Here is a 16,151-nt window from a genome sequence, read left to right as displayed (position 1 = left end):
GCGGGCGAGACGCATGCGACACGGGGACTGGGCCGAGGCCGATCACCGGATCCTGGCCGCCGCGCACGCCCACGGGCGCCGCCCCGCCGTGGCCGCGGCCGCCCGCGCGCTCTCGCTCGGCGGGGAGCACGGGGCCCTCTGGATCGCCGCCGGACTCGCCGGCGCCGCCCTGGACCCGCCGCACCGCACCGGCTGGCTGCGCGGCACGGCCCTGATCGGCGCCGCGCACCTCGCCAGCATGGGCGTCAAGCGGCTCGTGCGGCGCCCCCGGCCGCACCCCGGGGCGTACCCGCCGCTCGTCCGCACCGCGGGCCGGCACTCCTTCCCCAGTTCCCACGCCGCCTCCGCCGCCGCGGCCGCCGTCGCCTTCGCCGCGCTCCACCCGCCGACCCGGCCCGTCGCCGTGCCCGCCGCCGCCGCGATGTGCCTCTCCCGGCTGGTGGCCGGGGTCCACTACCCGACCGACGTCGCCGCCGGAGCCCTCCTGGGCGCCGCCACGGCCGCGGCGGGCCGGACCTGGCTGGCGAAGGCCCCGGGAGGCACCCGTGCCTGACCCCACGACCCCCACGACCGGCACCGGCGGCCCCGTCGGCGGCACCGGCACCGCCCTCCTCGCACGCCGCGCCCCCGCGCCCCGGCCCCCGGCCCGCCCCGGCGCCCTCGCCGGCACCCGCGGGCTCCTCGGCGGGCTCGTCCGCACCGCCCGGCCCCGCCAGTGGGTCAAGAACGCGCTCGTCGCCGCCGCGCCCGCCGCCGCCGGGCAGCTGGTCTCCTGGCCCACCGCCGCCCGACTCGCCCTGGTCTTCGCCCTGTTCACGGCCGCCGCCTCCGCCGTGTACCTGGTCAACGACGCCCGCGACGCCGGCGCCGACCGTGCCCACCCGGTGAAACGGCACCGCCCCGTCGCCGCCGGACTCGTCCCCGTACCCCTCGCGTACACGACGGGCGCCCTGCTCGGCCTCGGTGCGGCGGTCGCGAGCGCCCTGCTGTGCAACGCCATGACGGCGCTGCTCCTGACCGGGTACCTCGCCATGCAACTCGCCTACTGCGTCCGCCTCAAGCACGTCCTCGTCGTCGACCTCGCCGTCGTCGCCACCGGCTTCCTGATGCGGGCGATGATCGGCGGGATCGCGCTGGGCATCCCGCTCTCCCGCTGGTTCCTCATCACCACCGGCTTCGGCGCGCTGTTCATGGTCGCGGCCAAGCGCTACTCGGAAGCCGTGCAGATGGAGGACGCCCAGGGCGCCACCCGGGCCCTGCTCACCCAGTACACGACCGGCTACCTGCGCTTCGTCTGGCAGCTGGCCGCCGGGGTCGCCGTCCTCGGCTACTGCCTGTGGGCCCTGGAGAGCGGCGGCGCCGCCGACGGCTCGCTGCTGCCCTGGCGCCAGCTCTCCGTCGTCGCCTTCATCCTGGCCGTCCTGCGCTACGCGGTCTTCGCCGACCGCGGCACGGCCGGGGAGCCCGAGGACGTCGTCCTGCGCGACCGGCCGCTCGCCGTCATCGGCCTGGTCTGGGCGGCGATGTACGGGATGGCGGTCGTCGGCCTGTGAGCCGGGGGCCGGCGCGGGGCGGGGGCCGGGGCCACGAGCTGCTGGGCTTCGCCGTCTCCGGGGCCGCCGCCTACGCCGCCGACCTCGCCGTCTTCCTCGCCCTGCACGGCCCGCTCGGTCCCGTCGCGGCCAAGTCGGTCTCCTTCCTGGCCGGGTGCACGGTCGCGTACCTCGGCAACGCGCTCGGCACCTACCGTCGCCGCGCCGTCGCCGCCCGCGAGTACGCCGCGTTCTTCGGCGTGAACCTGGCCGGCGCCGCCGTCCAGCTGCTCTGCCTCGCCGTCTCCCACTACGGGCTCGGACTCACCTCCGCGCGGGCCGACACGGTGTCAGGACTCGGTGTCGGCATGGCACTCGCGACCTGTCTGCGATTCTGGGGGAACCGGACTCTGGTGTTCCGAGCCCCGCCCACCGAGGGAGAGACGCGCACGACATGGACTGGCTGACCAAGCTCCCCGTCGTCGGCCCCTGGGCCGTCCGCCTCATGAGGACGCACGCCTGGCACGCGTACGAGATCCTCGACGAGGTCCGCTGGAGCCGCCTCGCCGCGGCCATCACCTTCCTCAGCTTCCTCGCCCTCTTCCCGCTGATCACCGTCGCCGCCGCGATCGGCGCCGCCCTGCTCAGCACCGAACAGCTCGACAAGATCGAGAACAAGATCGCCGACCAGGTCCCCGGCATCTCCGACCAGCTCGACATCGGCGGGCTGGTCGACAACGCGGGCACCGTCGGACTCGTCGCCGGAGCCGTGCTGCTCTTCATGGGCATCGGCTGGGTCGGTTCGATGCGCGAGTGCCTGCGCGCCGTCTGGGGCCTCGACGGCGTCGACGAGGGCAACCCGTTCCTGCGCAAGGGCAAGGACACCCTCGTCCTGTTCGGCCTCGGCGGCGTCGGCCTCTGCTCGCTGGCCGCGTCCTGGCTGGGCTCCACCGCCGTCGGCTGGAGCGCCGACCGGCTCGGCATCTCCCACTCGGGCGCCGGCGGCACGTTCCTCCAGATCGCCGCCCTGCTGGTCGCGATCGGCGCCGACTTCCTGCTCCTGTCGTACGTCCTCACCCTGCTGCCGGGCGTCGAACCGAAGCGCCGCGACCTGGTGGTCGCGGCGCTCCTCGGGGCGGTCGGCTTCGAGCTGCTGAAACTGCTGCTCGGCGGCTATATGAAGGGCGTCGCGGCGAAGTCGATGTACGGGGCCTTCGGCGTGCCGGTGGCCCTGCTGCTGTGGATCAACTTCACCGCGAAGCTGCTGCTGTTCTGCTCGGCCTGGACGGCTACGGGGTCCCGCCCGGGTCGGCAGGGGCGGGCGGAGCCGCAGGACTCGCCGGAGTCGCGGGCGCGGCCGGAGTCCGGTCGGGACCGGGAGCCGGGTGCTGCCCCTTCCGACGGCCGGCCGACCCCGCCAGCGGCCAGCGCCGGTTGACCAGGAAGACGGCGCCCGCGAGGAGCACGAGCACCCCGCCCGCCACGGCGAGCGCGATCCCGATGCCGCCCGACTTCTCCTGGGCGGCCGCCCGCTCCGCGCCCGACGGGGCGTTCTTGCCGGGGGCGGGCACCGAGCCGTCGGCGGTCGAACCGGCCGAGGAACCGCCGGCCGACGAGCCCGTGTCCGTGCGGACCGACTTCGGCGGCACCAGCTCGCCCACCGGCGTCACCTTGCCGGAGGCCGCGAAGCCCCAGTCGAGCAGCCGGGCGGTCTCCTTGTAGACCGCGTGCTGCTCCTTGGAGGAGGGGTTCATCACCGTGACGAGCAGCACCTTGCCGTTGCGCTCGGCGACGCCCGTGAAGGTCGCGCCGGCGTGCGTGGTGTTGCCGTTCTTGACCCCGGCGATGCCCTGGTAGGCGGGCACGCCGATGTCACCGGTCAGCAGCCGGTTGGTGTTCTGGATCTCGAAGGTCTCGCGCTTCTTGCCGGGCTTCTGCTCGCCGGGGAAGGCGGCCCGGGGGGTGGCGGCGTACTCCCGGAAGTCGGCCTTCTGCATGCCGCTGCGGGCGATGAGCGTGAGGTCGTACGCGGAGGAGACCTGGCCCGGCGCGTCGTAGCCGTCCGGCGAGACGACGTGGGTGTCGAGCGCCTGGAGGTCCGCGGCGTGCTCGTTCATGTCCCGCACGGTCTGCGGGACCCCGTTGTTCATCGCGGCCAGCACGTGGACGGCGTCGTTGCCGGAGCGAAGGAAGACGCCGAGCCACAGGTCGTGGACGCTGTAGGTCTGCTTCTCCTTGATGCCGACCAGGCTGGAGCCCGCGCCCATGCCGGCCAGGTCCGCCGCCGTGACCGTGTGGTTCTCGGTCTTGGGGAACTTCGGCAGCACGGTGTCCGCGAAGAGCATCTTCAGCGTGGAGGCGGGGGCCAGCGGCCAGTGCGCGTTGTGCGCGGCGAGCACCTGCCCGCTCTCCGCGTCCGCGACCACCCAGGACCGCGCGCTGAGCTCCTTCGGCAGCACCGGGGCCCCCGGCCCCAGCTGCACCTGCGTGCCCGGCCGGGACAGCAGGGTGCCGCCGACGCTGGACATCGCGTTGGGCGGTTTGGGCTGCTTGTCCTTTTCATCCGCATGCGCGGGTGCCGAGGCGAGGAGGGGGAGCAGCACGCTGGCGGCGGTCACCGTCAGGGCGGCCTTCACGGTCATCTTCGAAGCGGACACGATCGAGAACGTACATGCCCGGAAGCGGCTTCCGAACACCGCATGGCGGTTCGCCCAGGCTCGTCCACCCGTCCGCAGGCCGTGCGGGGCGGCCGGTGATACTGGGACCATGAAGCTCAGTCGGCCCGCCTCCTGGTTCCTGCTCGCCTTCGGCGTGTGGAGCTGGTTCATCTGGATCACTTTCGTCAAGAACTTGTGGAACGACGGGAGCGGTCTCGCGTTCGACGACGCGGGCGATCCGACGGCCTACTTCTGGGTGCACCTGCTGCTGGCCATCACGTCCTTTGTTCTGGGGACGGTCGTCGGAGGCATCGGGTTGCGTGGCGTGCGCGCACTTCGGCGCGAGCGCGGATAAGCGGTAGCGGACAAGGGGTACGTGGGGCGTGGTCGTCGTCTTCCTGCTGGTGCTGGTCGTGGTCCTCGCCCTGCTCGGCGCGGTCCACTGGTACGTGTGGCGGCGCCTGGTGCGCGACCTGACGGCCCCGGGCGGGCGCGCCCGCCGGGCCGGCACGGCCGCGGCCGTCGCGCTGCCGCTGCTCTCCCTCGCCGCCCTGGTCTCGGGCCGGGCGGGCGCCCCCTTCCGCCTCCAGCAGGCCGTCGCCTGGCCGGGCTTCCTCTGGCTGGCGCTGCTCCTGTACGTGACGCTCGCCCTGGCGGTGACGGAGCCGCTGCGGCCGCTGCTGCGGCGGGCGCTGGCGCGGCGGGCGGCGCCCGCGGTGGCCCCGGAGGCCGTGGGGGCGGCCGCGCGGGCGGGGGGCCCGGGGGCGCCCGCCGGGGCGGAGGCCCCGGAAGCCCCGGAGGGCCGGGACGTCGTGGTGGCCCCGGAGGGCCCGGACGCCGTGGTGGCCCCGGAAGCCCCGGAGGCCGGCGGGATCTCCGCCGCGGCCCCCGCGGCCCCGACCCCCGACCTCTCCCGCCGGCTCTTCGTCAACCGTCTCGTCTCCGGCACCGCCGCGGCCGTCGCGGTCGGGACCGTCGGGGCCGGGACGTACGGGGTGCTGCGCGGCCCGCGGGTGAAGCGGGTCACCGTGCCCTTGGCGAAGCTGCCGCGCGGGGCGCACGGGTACCGGATCGCCGTCGTCTCGGACATCCACCTCGGGCCGATCCTGGGGCGGGCCCACACGCAGCGGATCGTCGACACGATCAACGCCACCCAGCCCGATCTCGTGGCCGTCGTCGGCGACCTGGTCGACGGCACCGTGCAGGACCTCGGGCCCGCCGCCGAGCCCCTCGCCCGGCTGCGCGCCCGCGACGGGTCGTTCTTCGTGACGGGCAACCACGAGTACTTCTCGGGCGCCGACGCCTGGGTCGACCACGTCCGCGAGCTCGGCATGCACCCGCTGCGCAACGCCCGCGTCGAGATCGGGGCCGGCTTCGACCTCGCGGGGGTGGACGACGTCGCGGGGGAGAGCGAGGGGCACGGGCCCGACTTCGGCAAGGCGCTCGGGGACCGGGACCGGGCGCGTACCGCCGTCCTGCTCGCGCACCAGCCGATCGTCATCGACGACGCCGTCCGGCACGGCGTCGACCTCCAGCTCTCCGGGCACACCCACGGCGGCCAGCTCTGGCCGGGGAACTACCTCGCCGAGCTCGCCAATCCGACCGTCGCGGGGCTCGAACGCTACGGCGACACCCAGCTGTACGTGTCGCGCGGCGCGGGCGCGTGGGGGCCGCCGGTGCGGGTCGGGGCGCCCTCGGACATCACGGTCGTGGAGCTGGCGTCCCGTCAGGCCTGAGGGCGGACGGGACGGGTGACGGAGCGTACGGCGTGACGCGTGGGGCGCGCGGGGCGCGAATGGCGCAGATGTGACAGCGCGCTCCGTTACGGATACGTACCGCTCCGTCCCTTACTTCCCTCATCTCGGACATATGCGTGCCGTGTGAATGTTTCCTCTTCCGCTTGTGAAATCCGTGTGATTGGCTGAATCCATCGCGGCTGGTTGGGAGCCGTCGCGACAGGGGTGGGAACAAAAAAAGGAAGCACGTCTCATGCGGTCGTCAGTCCGTTTGCGGATTCTGATCACTTGTGGAGTTCTGGTGGCCGCCGGGATCGGAGGGTGGCAACTTCTGCCCTCCGACGACGTGCGGACCGAGCCGATCACCGTCGGCACCACCGACAAGGTGACCTCACTGGACCCGGCCGGCGCCTACGACGCCGGTTCCTGGGCGATGTACAGCAACGTCTTCCAGTCGCTGCTGACCTTCAAGCCCGGCTTCACGACGCCGGTCCCGGACGCGGCCGAGAGCTGCAAGTTCGTCGGCACGACGCTGACCACGTATCAGTGCACGCTCCGCGACGACCTCACGTTCTCCAACGGGCGCAAGGTCACGGGCGAGGACGTCGAGTTCTCCTTCGAGCGGATGCTGGGCATCAAGACGGACGTCGGTCCGCAGCCCCTCTTCCCGACGCTCGAGAGCGTGGTGGCGGACGGGCGGAAGGTCACCTTCAACCTGAGCGGCCGGGACGCCACCTTCCCGCTCAAGCTGGCGACCGGCGCGGGCTCGATCGTCGACCGCACCGCGTACCCCGGGAAGACGCTGCGCACCGGGACCACGGTGGACGGCTCGGGGCCGTACGTCCTCAAGGAGTACAAGCCGGGGGAGAGCGCCCGGCTGGAGCCCAACCCGAACTACCGGGGCGCCGTCACCAAGACCGGCCGCACGGTGGTCGTGAAGTACTTCAAGGAGTCCGAGGGGCTCGCGGCCGCCTGGAAGGACGGGCAGGTCGAGGTGACGCACCGGCAGATGCCGCCGGCCTTCATCAACTCGTTGAAGGACGCGTCGAAGGACGGCACCCGGATCACCGAGGCGGCCAGCGCCGAGATCCGCAACCTGAACTTCAACGTCCGGCCCGGCTCGCCGATGGCGAAGAAGGCGGTGCGGCAGGCCGTCGCCGCGGTCGTCGACCGCCCGGCCATCACCACCGGCACCTACCAGAGCACGGTCGAGCCGCTCTACTCCCTGATCCCGCAGGGCTTCGTCGGCCACAGCACGGCCTTCTACGACCTCACCCCCGAGCCGGACAAGGCCAAGGCCAAGCGCCTGCTGAAGGCCGCGGACGTCGACATCCCGGTGAGGTTCACCCTCGGCCACAGCAAGGACTCCACCTACGACGCCGAGGCCGCCGAGCTGAAGAAGCAGCTGGAGGAGACCGGCCTGTTCGAGGTCGACGTCGTCGCGGCCGACTGGCCGTCCTTCCAGAAGGGGTACGCGAAGGGCGCCTACGACGCGTACACCGTGGGCTGGCTCCCCGACTTCCCCGACTCGGACAGCTTCACCGCTCCGCTCGTCGGCACCGACAACACCCTCCACAACGGCTTCTCCAACAAGCGGATCGACGCGCTGATCGCCGCCACGCAGCAGTTCAGCGACCGCTCCCGGGCCACCAACGACTTCCGCGACATCCAGTCCGAGGTCGCCAAGGACGTACCGCTGGTGCCGCTGTGGCAGAAGAAGGACTACGTGCTGTCCACGGAGGACGTGGCCGGATCGCAGTTCCTCTCCGACGGCACGGGCATCTGGCGCCTGTGGGAGCTCAGCTGGATCTAGCCGGACCCGAACCACGCAGGGCCTGTCCGTCTCCCCGGGCAGGCCCTGAGCCGTTCCCGGAGAAAGATTCCCGATCCGCACGACATCCCGCCGTCCCGCGTAGTCAAGAGGGATATGCACGGGGAACACGGAACAAGGGGAACGGGCGGGAAACGAGTGACATCAGCACAGGAGGACGCGTACCTGGAGTTCGTGGCCGAGCGGGCGCGGGCGCTGTACCGCTCGGCGTACGTCCTCGCGGCCGGTGACACCCACCTCGCCGAGGACCTGGTCCAGGAGACGCTGGGACGGGTGTACGCGCACTGGAAGCGGGTGGCCCGGGCGGACAGCCCGGCGGCCTACGCCCAGACGGTCCTGGTCCGCGCGTTCCTCAGTCTGCGGCGCCGGCGCAGCACCGGCGAGCGCCCCGTCGGAGACCTGCCCGACCGGGCGGCGTCCGGTCCGGACACCGCCCTGCGGCTCACCCTGCTGGACGCGATCGGGCGCCTCCCGCCCCGCGACCGGGCCGTGCTCCTGCTGCGCTACTGGGAGGACCGCAGCATCGAGGAGACCGGCCGGATGCTCCGGATGAGCAACAGCGCGGTCCGCTCCCAGGGGACCCGGGCGCTCGTGCGGGTGCGCGCGCTGCTCGGCGACAGCCTGACCGATCTCGTTCCGCGCTGAGCCCCGCCCGTACCGGGCGCGCGAGCGCACCGGGACCGCCGCACAGCCTCCATCGACGACAGACGTCGACGCAGAAGTCGACGACACGAAAGGTGACTTCAGCATGCCCTTCGAAGCAGATCTCGCCCAGGCGCTGGACCGTACGACCGACTCCCTCGACCCCGATCTCACCGCACTCCTGGACGGAGCCGTCGAGCGGGGCCGCCGCCGTCGGCGCCGGCGCACCGCCGGGATCGTCGCCGGGGCGGGTGCCTGCGCCGCGATCGCTGCGGCCGGCCTGGTGCTCCCCGGCGTGCTCGCCGGGACCGGCTCGGGGGGAGCCGGGATCGAGACGGTGGCGCTGGCGATGCCGCGGTCCGCGGTCAGTGGGACGCAGATGATCCACGCCCTGGAGGCGACGTTCCCCGGGGGCCGGTACAGCCAGGTGACCGGGCAGGGCAACAACCCCTCGGATCCCTCCGCCGGCTACGTCGCCAACGCCGGCCTGGTCGTCGACGACGGGCACGGCGCCGCCCGGGTCGGCGTCTCGGCGGTCCGGCTCAAGCTGCCGCTCGCCGACGGCGACGGGCTGAGCTGCGAGCGGACGCCCGCGCGGGCCGAGGGGGACACCTGCGCGCTCAGCGAGCTGCCGAGCAGCGCCGCGCTGCCCGGCGGGGCCGTGGTGATGTCGGAGCGGACCGCGGCCGAGCGGCCGGCCGGCGCCGGCACCGCCCACCGCTGGACGGTGACGGTGACGGTGAAGTCGACCGGCGCGCAGGTCCAGTTGACGCAGTGGAACAGCCTCGGCGGCGGTACCGGCGCCGACGTGCCGGAGCCGACCCGTACCGCGCCCCCGCTCTCCGAGGAGCAGGCGGTGGCCGCGCTCACCGGCGCGACCTGGGCGCCGGTCCTCGGCGCCGTCGGCTGACGGGCCCGCCGGGACCCGGACCGTCGGGACCGGGGCCGCCCGTGCGGGCTACCCGGACTTGGCGGCCCGCCTCGGCTTGCCCGAGGCGGCCATCCCGGCCGCCGTCGGCATCATGTCGGCGAGCAGTTCGTGGGTCTCCTTCACCAGCGGGCGCAGGATCCGGAAGCGGGAGAGCTGGATGGCGCGGGCGGTGACGGGGGAGAGGCGTTCGACGAGGCGGCGGCTGTTGGCGGCGTTCTCGGAGCGGTCGTAGACCCAGAACAGCACCAGGCCCATCTGCTGGAGCCACAGCAACTGCGGCAGCGCCTCGGACAGTTCGGGGTCGACCTTGACCGAGGCCCCGGAGATGACCCGCCGGTGCACCTCGATCGCCGCCTCGCGCGGGCCCTCGGACTCGGGGGAGAAGGGGCTGAGCGGGCTGTCCGGGTCGGCGGCGTTCTTGAAGAACTGGGACGCGAACTCCTGGTACGGGGCGGCGATGTCCAGCCAGGCGAGCAGCACCCCGCGGATCCGGGCCGTGAGGTCCTTCTCGCCGCTCTCCAGGATGGGTTCGACGGCTGCCTGGTGCTCCTCGGCGATCCGGTCGTAGAAGCCCTGGACCAGGTGCTCCTTGGAGGAGAAGTAGTAGTACGCGTTGCCGACGGAGACCCCGGCCTCCTGGGCGATGGCCCGCATCGTGGTCTTGTCGTACCCGCGCTCCTTGAACAGCCGGAGCGCCGTCTCCAGGATGAGTGCGCGGGTCTGCTCGCTCTTGGGCGCCTTGGCGGGCTTCTCCGCCGGCCGCCCGCCCGCGGACGGGCCCTGCTGCTCTTCACTCGCGTCCGTCACAGGGCCTGAGCCTAGTCGGCCGTACGGGGTGTCCCGCACCCCCGTCCGGGGGCCGGAGGGGAGCGGCGGCGGGGCACGCGCCGACCGGGTTCCTCAGCCGTTCCCGAAGCGGCGCACCCCCGGCACGAGTCCCGTCCCGAGGCAGCAGCCGCCCACGATCACGGCGGCGGCCAGCAGCGGGACGTCGGGCCCCCAGGCGGAGGCGGCGAGCGGCGCCAGCGCGTAGCCGAGGGGCATCGCGGCGAGCGAGAGCAGCCAGTCGTACGAGGTGACGCGGGCCAGCGCGTGGGCGGGGACGGCCCGCTGGACCGCCGTCTCCCACACCGGGCTGAGGAAGCCGAGGCCCGCCTGGGCGAGCCCGTACGCGGCGATGGTGAGGGGTGCGGGCGCCGCCACCGCGAGCAGGACCAGGGGCAACGCGTACGTGGCGAGGCCGAGGTTGGCGACGAGGATCGGGCGGCGGGGCCGGATCCGGTCGGCGGCGAGCGAGCCGAGCAGCAGGCCGACGGCGCCGACCTGGAGGAACAGCACCCAGGTCGCCTTGCCGCCGAGCCGGTCGAGGGCGATGGCCGGGCCGAGGGTCATCAGGACGGCGGCGGCGCCGTTCCAGGCGCTGTGGCCGATGAGGCTGGTCCAGTACCAGTCGCGGGTGCGGACCTCCCGCCAGCCCTCCTTCAGGTCGTCGAGGAAGGCGCTGCGGGGGGGTGCTCACCCGCTCGACCCGTACGGCGCAGAGCAGCGCGGCGCTGACCGCGAAGCTCGCCGCGTCCAGGACGAACGCCCAGCCGGGGCCCACGGTCCAGATCAGCGCCCCGGCGAGGGCGGGGCCGCCGACGCGGCTGGCGCTGTGGGCGATGCCCATGGCCGCGTTGGCCCGCTGGAGCCCGTCGGGGGACACCGTGCCCTTCACGAGCGGCGCGCCGGTCGGCATCGCGAACGCCCCGGCCGCGCCGCCGGCCACCTCGACGGCGGCGATCAGCCAGAGCGTGGGCGAGCCGCTCAGCAGCTCGATGCCGACGGTGAGCTGGGAGGCGCAGCGGACGAGGTCCATGGCGAGGGCGACGGTCCGGGCGTCGAAGCGGTCGCCCACCACGCCGCCGAGCGGCAGCAGGAGCAGCTTCGGCACCATCGAGCAGGCCAGCACCAGCGCGAGCGCGGAGGTGGAGCCGGTCGCCTCCAGGACGGCGAGGGCGAGCGCGGCGGGGACGGCGGCGTCACCGAGGAGGGAGAGCGCGCGGCCGGTGAAGAGCAGCCGGAAGGAACGGGTGCGCAGCGGATGGGGGGTCGGGGGGTGCGTGGGCGCGGCGGTGCTGGGCAGGGGCATGCCGAGCAGAGTATTTCGGTGCCGAATAATTCGTCAACGAAATACTTTTCCGGCCGAGCGCCCCGCCCGGACGTACGATCACCCCATGGCACCCACCGAGGAACCGCGCGACTGGACCGACGAGCACGTGGCCCGCTGGCAGCCCGTGCTGCCCGACCTCGACCCGGTCGTCGAGGGCGCCGTCACCCGGATGAAGAAGCTCTCCGTCCACCTGCGCCGGGTGCGCGAACAGTCCCTCGCCGACTTCGACCTGGAACGCCACGAGTTCGACACCCTGCACAAGCTGGCCGGCCGCGGCGGCAGCGCCGCGCCCTCCGAGCTCGCCCGGGACCTCGACCTCGCCCCCGCCTCCGTCACCGGCCGCCTGGACGCCCTGGAGAAGCGGGGCCTGGTCCACCGCACCCCGTCCACGACCGACCGCCGCCGGGTGGTCGTCGAACTCACCCCCGCGGGCCACGAGACCTGGCTCGGCGCCATGGACGTCCTCGGCCACGAGGAGTACCGCATCCTCGGCACCCTCAGCGCGGAGGAACGCACCCAGCTCAACGACCTGCTCCGCCGGATCATGCTGGTCGCGGAGGAGAACACGGGCGTCGAGCCCTGGCACGGCTAGGCCGTGCCTCTCGTCAGATGCTCAGCGAGCGCGCGTAGTTCAGCTGGCCCATGACCCACTGGAGGGTCTCCGGGGCGGTCGCCGGGATCATCGTCGAGTGGTAGCGGCCGCCGCTGGTGACGGTGACCTGGATGAAGCCGGTCGTCTTCTTCTCCTTCATCAGCAGGAACAGCAGCCCCAGGAAGCAGAAGACGAAGAACACGACCGCCAGGACGATGCCCGTCGTCGAGATCTTCTCCTCGGTCCGCGACATGTCCATCACGTTCCACGCGGCGCCCTTGAGCGGCATCGGCCCGGCCGGCGTGATGATCTGGTCCCCGACGACGGTGATGTCGCCCAGGGCGAGCTGCGGGCCCGGCGCGTGCTGCGGCGGCACCGGCACTCCCGCCGGGATCGTCGGCTGGTGCGGGTACCCGTACGCCGGCGTCCCGGGCTGCTGACCGGGCCCCCACTCGTACTCCCCCGACTTGTAAGGGTTCGGCTCGCTCATCAGTCCCCGTCCTCCGCACACGAAAAAGCCCGCTCCTGCACGTCGCAGCGTACAGAAGCGGGCTTCGCCGCAGGGCGGTGGCCAGGGATCAGAAACGACGCGTGATCAGCGCGCGCTTCACTTCCTGGATCGCCTTCGTGACCTCGATGCCACGCGGGCAGGCGTCCGTGCAGTTGAACGTCGTGCGGCAGCGCCACACGCCGTCCTTGTCGTTCAGGATCTCCAGGCGCTGCTCGCCCGCCTCGTCACGCGAGTCGAAGATGAAGCGGTGCGCGTTGACGATCGCGGCCGGACCGAAGTACTGGCCGTCGTTCCAGAAGACCGGGCAGGACGACGTGCACGCGGCGCACAGGATGCACTTGGTGGTGTCGTCGAAGCGCTCGCGGTCCTCGGCGGACTGCAGGCGCTCGCGGGTCGGCTCGTTGCCCTTGGTGACCAGGAACGGCATGACGTCCCGGTACGCCTGGAAGAAGGGCTCCATGTCGACGACGAGGTCCTTCAGCACCGTCAGGCCCTTGATGGCCTCGACCGTGATCGGCTTCTCGGGGTTGATGTCCTTGATCAGCGTCTTGCAGGCGAGCCTGTTCTTGCCGTTGATCCGCATCGCGTCCGAACCGCAGATGCCGTGGGCGCACGAGCGGCGGAAGGTCAGCGTGCCGTCGACGTCCCACTTGATCTTGTGAAGGGCGTCGAGCACACGCTCCTTCGGGTCGATCTCGATCTGGAAGTCCTCCCAGACCGCGGCGTCCGACACCTCGGGGTTGAAGCGGCGGATCCGCATCGTGACCGTGATGTACGGGGAGGCGGCGGACTCCGCCTCGACCTTGTCCAGTACGGGGGTAGCCATCAGTACTTACGCTCCATCGGCTGGTAGCGGGTCTGGACGACCGGCTTGTAGTCGAGACGGACGGTCTCGGAGCCGTCCTCGCCGACCTCGCGGTACGCCATGGTGTGGCGCATGAAGTTGACGTCGTCGCGGTTCGGGTAGTCCTCGCGGTAGTGACCGCCGCGGGACTCCTTGCGCGCCAGCGCCGAGACGGCCATGACCTCGGCCAGCTCGAGCAGGTTGCCCAGCTCGATGGCCTCCAGCAGGTCCGTGTTGAAGCGCTTGCCCTTGTCCTGGATGGACACGTTCTTGTAGCGCTCGCGCAGCTCGGCGATCTTCTCGACGGCCGTCTTGATGGTCTGCTCCGTACGGAACACCATCACGTTGGCGTCCATCGTCTCCTGGAGCTCACGGCGCAGGTCGGCGACCCGCTCGTTGCCCGTGGAGTTGCGCAGGTTCTCGATCTGCTCGACGACGAAGGCCTCGGGGTTCTCCGGCAGCTCGACGAAGTCGGCCTTGGCGGAGTACTCGGCGGCGGCGATGCCGGAGCGCTTGCCGAAGACGTTGATGTCGAGCAGCGAGTTGGTGCCGAGACGGTTGGCGCCGTGCACGGAGACACAGGCGACCTCGCCGGCCGCGTACAGGCCCGGGACGACGGTGGTGTTGTCCGAGAGGACCTCACCCTCGACGTTGGTCGGGATGCCGCCCATGGCGTAGTGCGCGGTGGGCTGGATCGGGATCGGGTCCGTGTAGGGCTCGATGCCGAGGTAGGTGCGCGCGAACTCCGTGATGTCGGGCAGCTTGGCGTCCAGCTGCTCCGGCGGGAGGTGCGTCAGGTCCAGGTAGACGTGGTCGCCCTCGGGACCGCAGCCGCGGCCCTCGCGGATCTCCGTGTAGATGGAGCGGGAGACGACGTCACGGGACGCGAGGTCCTTCATGACCGGCGCGTACTTCTCCATGAAGCGCTCGCCGTCCTTGTTGCGCAGGATGCCGCCCTCACCGCGGGCGCCCTCCGTGAGCAGGATGCCCATGCGCCAGATGCCCGTCGGGTGGAACTGGAAGAACTCCATGTCCTCCAGCGGCAGCCCGCGGCGGTAGCACGCGGCCTGGCCGTCACCGGTCAGGGTGTGGGCGTTGGACGTCACCTTGAAGAACTTGCCGGTGCCGCCGGACGCGTAGATCACGGCCTTCGCCTGGAAGACGTGGATCTCGCCGGTGGCCAGCTCGTAGGCGATCACGCCGGCGGAGTGCTTGACCCCGTCGACCTCGGTGATCAGCTGGTCCAGGACGTAGAACTCGTTGAAGAACTCCACGCCCTCCTTGACGCAGTTCTGGTACAGCGTCTGGAGGATCATGTGGCCGGTGCGGTCCGCGGCGTAGCAGGACCGGCGGACCGGGGCCTCGCCGTGGTTGCGCGAGTGACCGCCGAAGCGGCGCTGGTCGATGGTGCCGTTCGGGGTGCGGTTGAACGGCAGGCCCATCTTCTCCAGGTCGAGGACGGCGTCGATGGCCTCCTTCGCCAGGATCTCGGCGGCGTCCTGGTCGACCAGGTAGTCACCGCCCTTGACCGTGTCGAAGGTGTGCCACTCCCAGTTGTCCTCCTCCACGTTGGCCAGCGCGGCGGCCATGCCGCCCTGCGCGGCGCCCGTGTGGGAGCGGGTGGGGTACAGCTTCGTCAGCACGGCGGTGCGGCTGCGCTTCGTCGCCTCGATGGCGGCGCGCATGCCGGCGCCGCCGGCGCCGACGATGACGGTGTCGTACTTGTGGATCTTCATGACGTGGTTACCTCAGCCCCGTGCCTAGCGGATGTTCGGGTCGAAGGTGAAGATCACCAGCGTGCCCAGAAGGATGGTGAACACCGTGGCGGTGTACAGCAGGCCCTTCAGCCACAGACGCGTGTTGGCGCGCTCCGCGTAGTCGTTGATGACCGTGCGGAGGCCGTTGGCGCCGTGCAGCATCGCGAGCCACAGCATCAGCAGGTCCCAGACCTGCCAGAACGGGGACGCCCAGCGGCCGGCCACGAAGGCGAAGCCGATCTTGGAGACGCCGCCGTCCAGGAAGAGCTGGATCAGCAGGTGGCCGAGGACCAGGACGACGAGGACCACGCCCGAGAGGCGCATGAAGAGCCACGCGGCCATCTCGAAGTTGCCGCGCGTCGCCCGCGGGGTCTTGCCCGTGCGCTTGCGGGGGGCCTCGATGTACGGGGCCGGGTTGTCCACGCCGTAGGCAGCGCCCTCGACGGGACCGATGGCGGAAGTGGTGTCAGCAGACATGTCTGGCGTCAGCTCCCGAACAGTTCACGTGCGGCGTGGCCGAGGACGGGGTAGAGCGAGCCCGCCATCAGCACGACCCAGATGCCCACGACGGTCCAGAGCATCTGCTTCTGGTAGCGCGGGCCCTTGGACCAGAAGTCCACGGCGATGACACGGAGACCGTTCAGCGCGTGGAAGAGGATGGCGGCGACGAGGCCGTACTCGAGGAGTGCGACGATCGGCGTCTTGTACGTCGCCACGACATCGTCGTACGCCTCGGGGGAGACGCGGACGAGAGCGGTGTCCAGCACGTGTACGAACAGGAAGAAGAAGATGAGGACGCCGGTGACTCGATGAGCCACCCAGGACCACATTCCTTCCCGGCCGCGGTACAGCGTTCCAGCCGGCACGGAAAAACCCTCCGGGAGCGGGGATCGGGGCCGGCCGGCTTCTCTGTCGGTCTGGCCCGGCCGGGTACGGTCCACCGGCCCCGGTCATCGTAGCGACGAC

At 72.0% G+C, this 16,151-nt stretch carries 16 protein-coding genes and 2 pseudogenes; 10 read left to right on the top strand and 8 right to left on the bottom strand.

Features of this window, described 5'->3' with window-relative positions; translation table 11 throughout:
* The first annotated feature begins 13 nt into the window (after positions 1–13).
* From ABD981_RS15860 to ABD981_RS15845, 4 genes are read left to right on the top strand one after another with little or no spacing between them, the layout of a single operon-like run.
* Positions 14–553 carry a phosphatase PAP2 family protein gene (locus ABD981_RS15860; protein WP_046912098.1) on the top strand — a complete coding sequence of 180 codons (540 nt, stop codon included), beginning with the start codon at positions 14–16 and terminating at the stop codon, positions 551–553.
* A complete protein-coding gene (locus ABD981_RS15855; RefSeq protein ID WP_046912099.1) occupies positions 546–1,553 on the top strand; it encodes a decaprenyl-phosphate phosphoribosyltransferase in 1,008 nt (335 codons plus the stop codon). The genes ABD981_RS15860 and ABD981_RS15855 overlap by 8 nt, the downstream gene beginning before the upstream one ends.
* Positions 1,550–1,999 carry a GtrA family protein gene (locus ABD981_RS15850; protein ID WP_046912100.1) on the top strand — a complete coding sequence of 150 codons (450 nt, stop codon included), beginning with the start codon at positions 1,550–1,552 and terminating at the stop codon, positions 1,997–1,999. The genes ABD981_RS15855 and ABD981_RS15850 overlap by 4 nt, the downstream gene beginning before the upstream one ends.
* Positions 1,987–2,970, top strand: a complete 984-nt coding sequence (locus ABD981_RS15845) for a YihY/virulence factor BrkB family protein (protein ID WP_046912101.1) — start codon at positions 1,987–1,989, stop codon at positions 2,968–2,970. The genes ABD981_RS15850 and ABD981_RS15845 overlap by 13 nt, the downstream gene beginning before the upstream one ends.
* Positions 2,971–3,337: 367 nt before the next feature.
* Here the strand turns inward: ABD981_RS15845 and ABD981_RS38920 are convergent.
* Positions 3,338–4,060 (bottom strand): annotated as a pseudogene (locus ABD981_RS38920) (D-alanyl-D-alanine carboxypeptidase family protein); the annotation flags it as partial.
* A gap of 238 nt (positions 4,061–4,298) precedes the next feature.
* On the opposite strand from ABD981_RS38920, the gene ABD981_RS15835 reads away from it, so the two are divergent.
* From ABD981_RS15835 to ABD981_RS15815, 5 genes are all read left to right on the top strand, one after another.
* Positions 4,299–4,544: an SCO4848 family membrane protein gene (locus ABD981_RS15835; RefSeq protein WP_046912102.1), complete on the top strand. Its 246-nt coding sequence runs from the start codon at positions 4,299–4,301 to the stop codon at positions 4,542–4,544.
* Positions 4,545–4,572: 28 nt separating this feature from the next.
* Entirely contained in the window at positions 4,573–5,925 is a 1,353-nt protein-coding gene (locus ABD981_RS15830) for a metallophosphoesterase (protein ID WP_345529596.1), read from the top strand.
* A gap of 253 nt (positions 5,926–6,178) precedes the next feature.
* On the top strand, positions 6,179–7,738 hold the full coding sequence (locus ABD981_RS15825; RefSeq protein ID WP_046908514.1) for an ABC transporter substrate-binding protein: 1,560 nt from the start codon (positions 6,179–6,181) through the stop codon (positions 7,736–7,738).
* A gap of 156 nt (positions 7,739–7,894) precedes the next feature.
* Positions 7,895–8,401: a SigE family RNA polymerase sigma factor gene (locus ABD981_RS15820; RefSeq protein WP_240495270.1), complete on the top strand. Its 507-nt coding sequence runs from the start codon at positions 7,895–7,897 to the stop codon at positions 8,399–8,401.
* A gap of 103 nt (positions 8,402–8,504) precedes the next feature.
* On the top strand, positions 8,505–9,308 hold the full coding sequence (locus tag ABD981_RS15815) for a hypothetical protein (RefSeq protein ID WP_046908512.1): 804 nt from the start codon (positions 8,505–8,507) through the stop codon (positions 9,306–9,308).
* Positions 9,309–9,356: 48 nt separating this feature from the next.
* On the opposite strand, the gene ABD981_RS15810 is transcribed toward ABD981_RS15815, so the two are convergent.
* Both ABD981_RS15810 and ABD981_RS15805 read right to left on the bottom strand, forming a co-directional pair.
* Positions 9,357–10,136 (bottom strand): TetR/AcrR family transcriptional regulator, encoded by a 780-nt coding sequence (locus tag ABD981_RS15810; RefSeq protein ID WP_046908511.1) that lies wholly within the window; start codon positions 10,134–10,136, stop codon positions 9,357–9,359.
* A 93-nt stretch (positions 10,137–10,229) separates the two neighbouring features.
* Positions 10,230–11,460: pseudogene (locus tag ABD981_RS15805) on the bottom strand (MFS transporter).
* Positions 11,461–11,545: 85 nt separating this feature from the next.
* Between ABD981_RS15805 and ABD981_RS15800 the strand changes: the two are divergent.
* The gene (locus tag ABD981_RS15800) at positions 11,546–12,073 is read left to right on the top strand and encodes a MarR family winged helix-turn-helix transcriptional regulator (protein WP_046908509.1); all 528 of its coding nucleotides are present in this window, start codon (positions 11,546–11,548) and stop codon (positions 12,071–12,073) included.
* 13 nt (positions 12,074–12,086) lie between these two features.
* Here the strand turns inward: ABD981_RS15800 and ABD981_RS15795 are convergent, their stop codons facing one another.
* From ABD981_RS15795 to sdhC, 5 genes are all read right to left on the bottom strand, one after another.
* Positions 12,087–12,563 carry a hypothetical protein gene (locus ABD981_RS15795; RefSeq protein ID WP_046908508.1) on the bottom strand — a complete coding sequence of 159 codons (477 nt, stop codon included), beginning with the start codon at positions 12,561–12,563 and terminating at the stop codon, positions 12,087–12,089.
* Between the two features lie 88 nt (positions 12,564–12,651).
* Positions 12,652–13,410 (bottom strand): succinate dehydrogenase iron-sulfur subunit, encoded by a 759-nt coding sequence (locus tag ABD981_RS15790; protein ID WP_041130880.1) that lies wholly within the window; start codon positions 13,408–13,410, stop codon positions 12,652–12,654.
* On the bottom strand, positions 13,410–15,164 hold the full coding sequence (gene sdhA, locus ABD981_RS15785; RefSeq protein WP_046908507.1) for a succinate dehydrogenase flavoprotein subunit: 1,755 nt from the start codon (positions 15,162–15,164) through the stop codon (positions 13,410–13,412). Before sdhA ends, ABD981_RS15790 begins: the two co-directional genes overlap by 1 nt.
* Before the next feature lie 24 nt (positions 15,165–15,188).
* Positions 15,189–15,662, bottom strand: a complete 474-nt coding sequence (locus ABD981_RS15780; RefSeq protein WP_046908506.1) for a succinate dehydrogenase hydrophobic membrane anchor subunit — start codon at positions 15,660–15,662, stop codon at positions 15,189–15,191.
* Positions 15,663–15,670: 8 nt separating this feature from the next.
* Positions 15,671–16,051, bottom strand: coding sequence for a succinate dehydrogenase, cytochrome b556 subunit (sdhC, locus tag ABD981_RS15775; RefSeq protein ID WP_123954581.1), 381 nt, complete (start codon positions 16,049–16,051; stop codon positions 15,671–15,673).
* Positions 16,052–16,151: the final 100 nt, after the last annotated feature.

It is taken from the genome of Streptomyces showdoensis (genome assembly GCF_039535475.1).
Lineage (GTDB): Bacteria > Actinomycetota > Actinomycetes > Streptomycetales > Streptomycetaceae > Streptomyces > Streptomyces showdoensis.
This window is presented reverse-complemented; position numbering and strand designations above follow the sequence as displayed.

Excerpts from the sequence above, each read along its gene's own strand:
- sdhA (WP_046908507.1), bottom strand. The coding sequence starts at position 15,164 with ATGAAGATCCACAAGTACGACACCGTCATCGTCGGCGCCGGCGGCGCC.
- ABD981_RS15845 (WP_046912101.1), top strand. The coding sequence starts at position 1,987 with ATGGACTGGCTGACCAAGCTCCCCGTCGTCGGCCCCTGGGCCGTCCGC.
- ABD981_RS15780 (WP_046908506.1), bottom strand. The coding sequence starts at position 15,662 with ATGTCTGCTGACACCACTTCCGCCATCGGTCCCGTCGAGGGCGCTGCC.
- ABD981_RS15795 (WP_046908508.1), bottom strand. The coding sequence starts at position 12,563 with ATGAGCGAGCCGAACCCTTACAAGTCGGGGGAGTACGAGTGGGGGCCC.
- ABD981_RS15800 (WP_046908509.1), top strand. The coding sequence starts at position 11,546 with ATGGCACCCACCGAGGAACCGCGCGACTGGACCGACGAGCACGTGGCC.
- ABD981_RS15815 (WP_046908512.1), top strand. The coding sequence starts at position 8,505 with ATGCCCTTCGAAGCAGATCTCGCCCAGGCGCTGGACCGTACGACCGAC.
- ABD981_RS15860 (WP_046912098.1), top strand. The coding sequence starts at position 14 with ATGCGACACGGGGACTGGGCCGAGGCCGATCACCGGATCCTGGCCGCC.
- ABD981_RS15835 (WP_046912102.1), top strand. The coding sequence starts at position 4,299 with ATGAAGCTCAGTCGGCCCGCCTCCTGGTTCCTGCTCGCCTTCGGCGTG.
- ABD981_RS15825 (WP_046908514.1), top strand. The coding sequence starts at position 6,179 with ATGCGGTCGTCAGTCCGTTTGCGGATTCTGATCACTTGTGGAGTTCTG.
- ABD981_RS15790 (WP_041130880.1), bottom strand. The coding sequence starts at position 13,410 with ATGGCTACCCCCGTACTGGACAAGGTCGAGGCGGAGTCCGCCGCCTCC.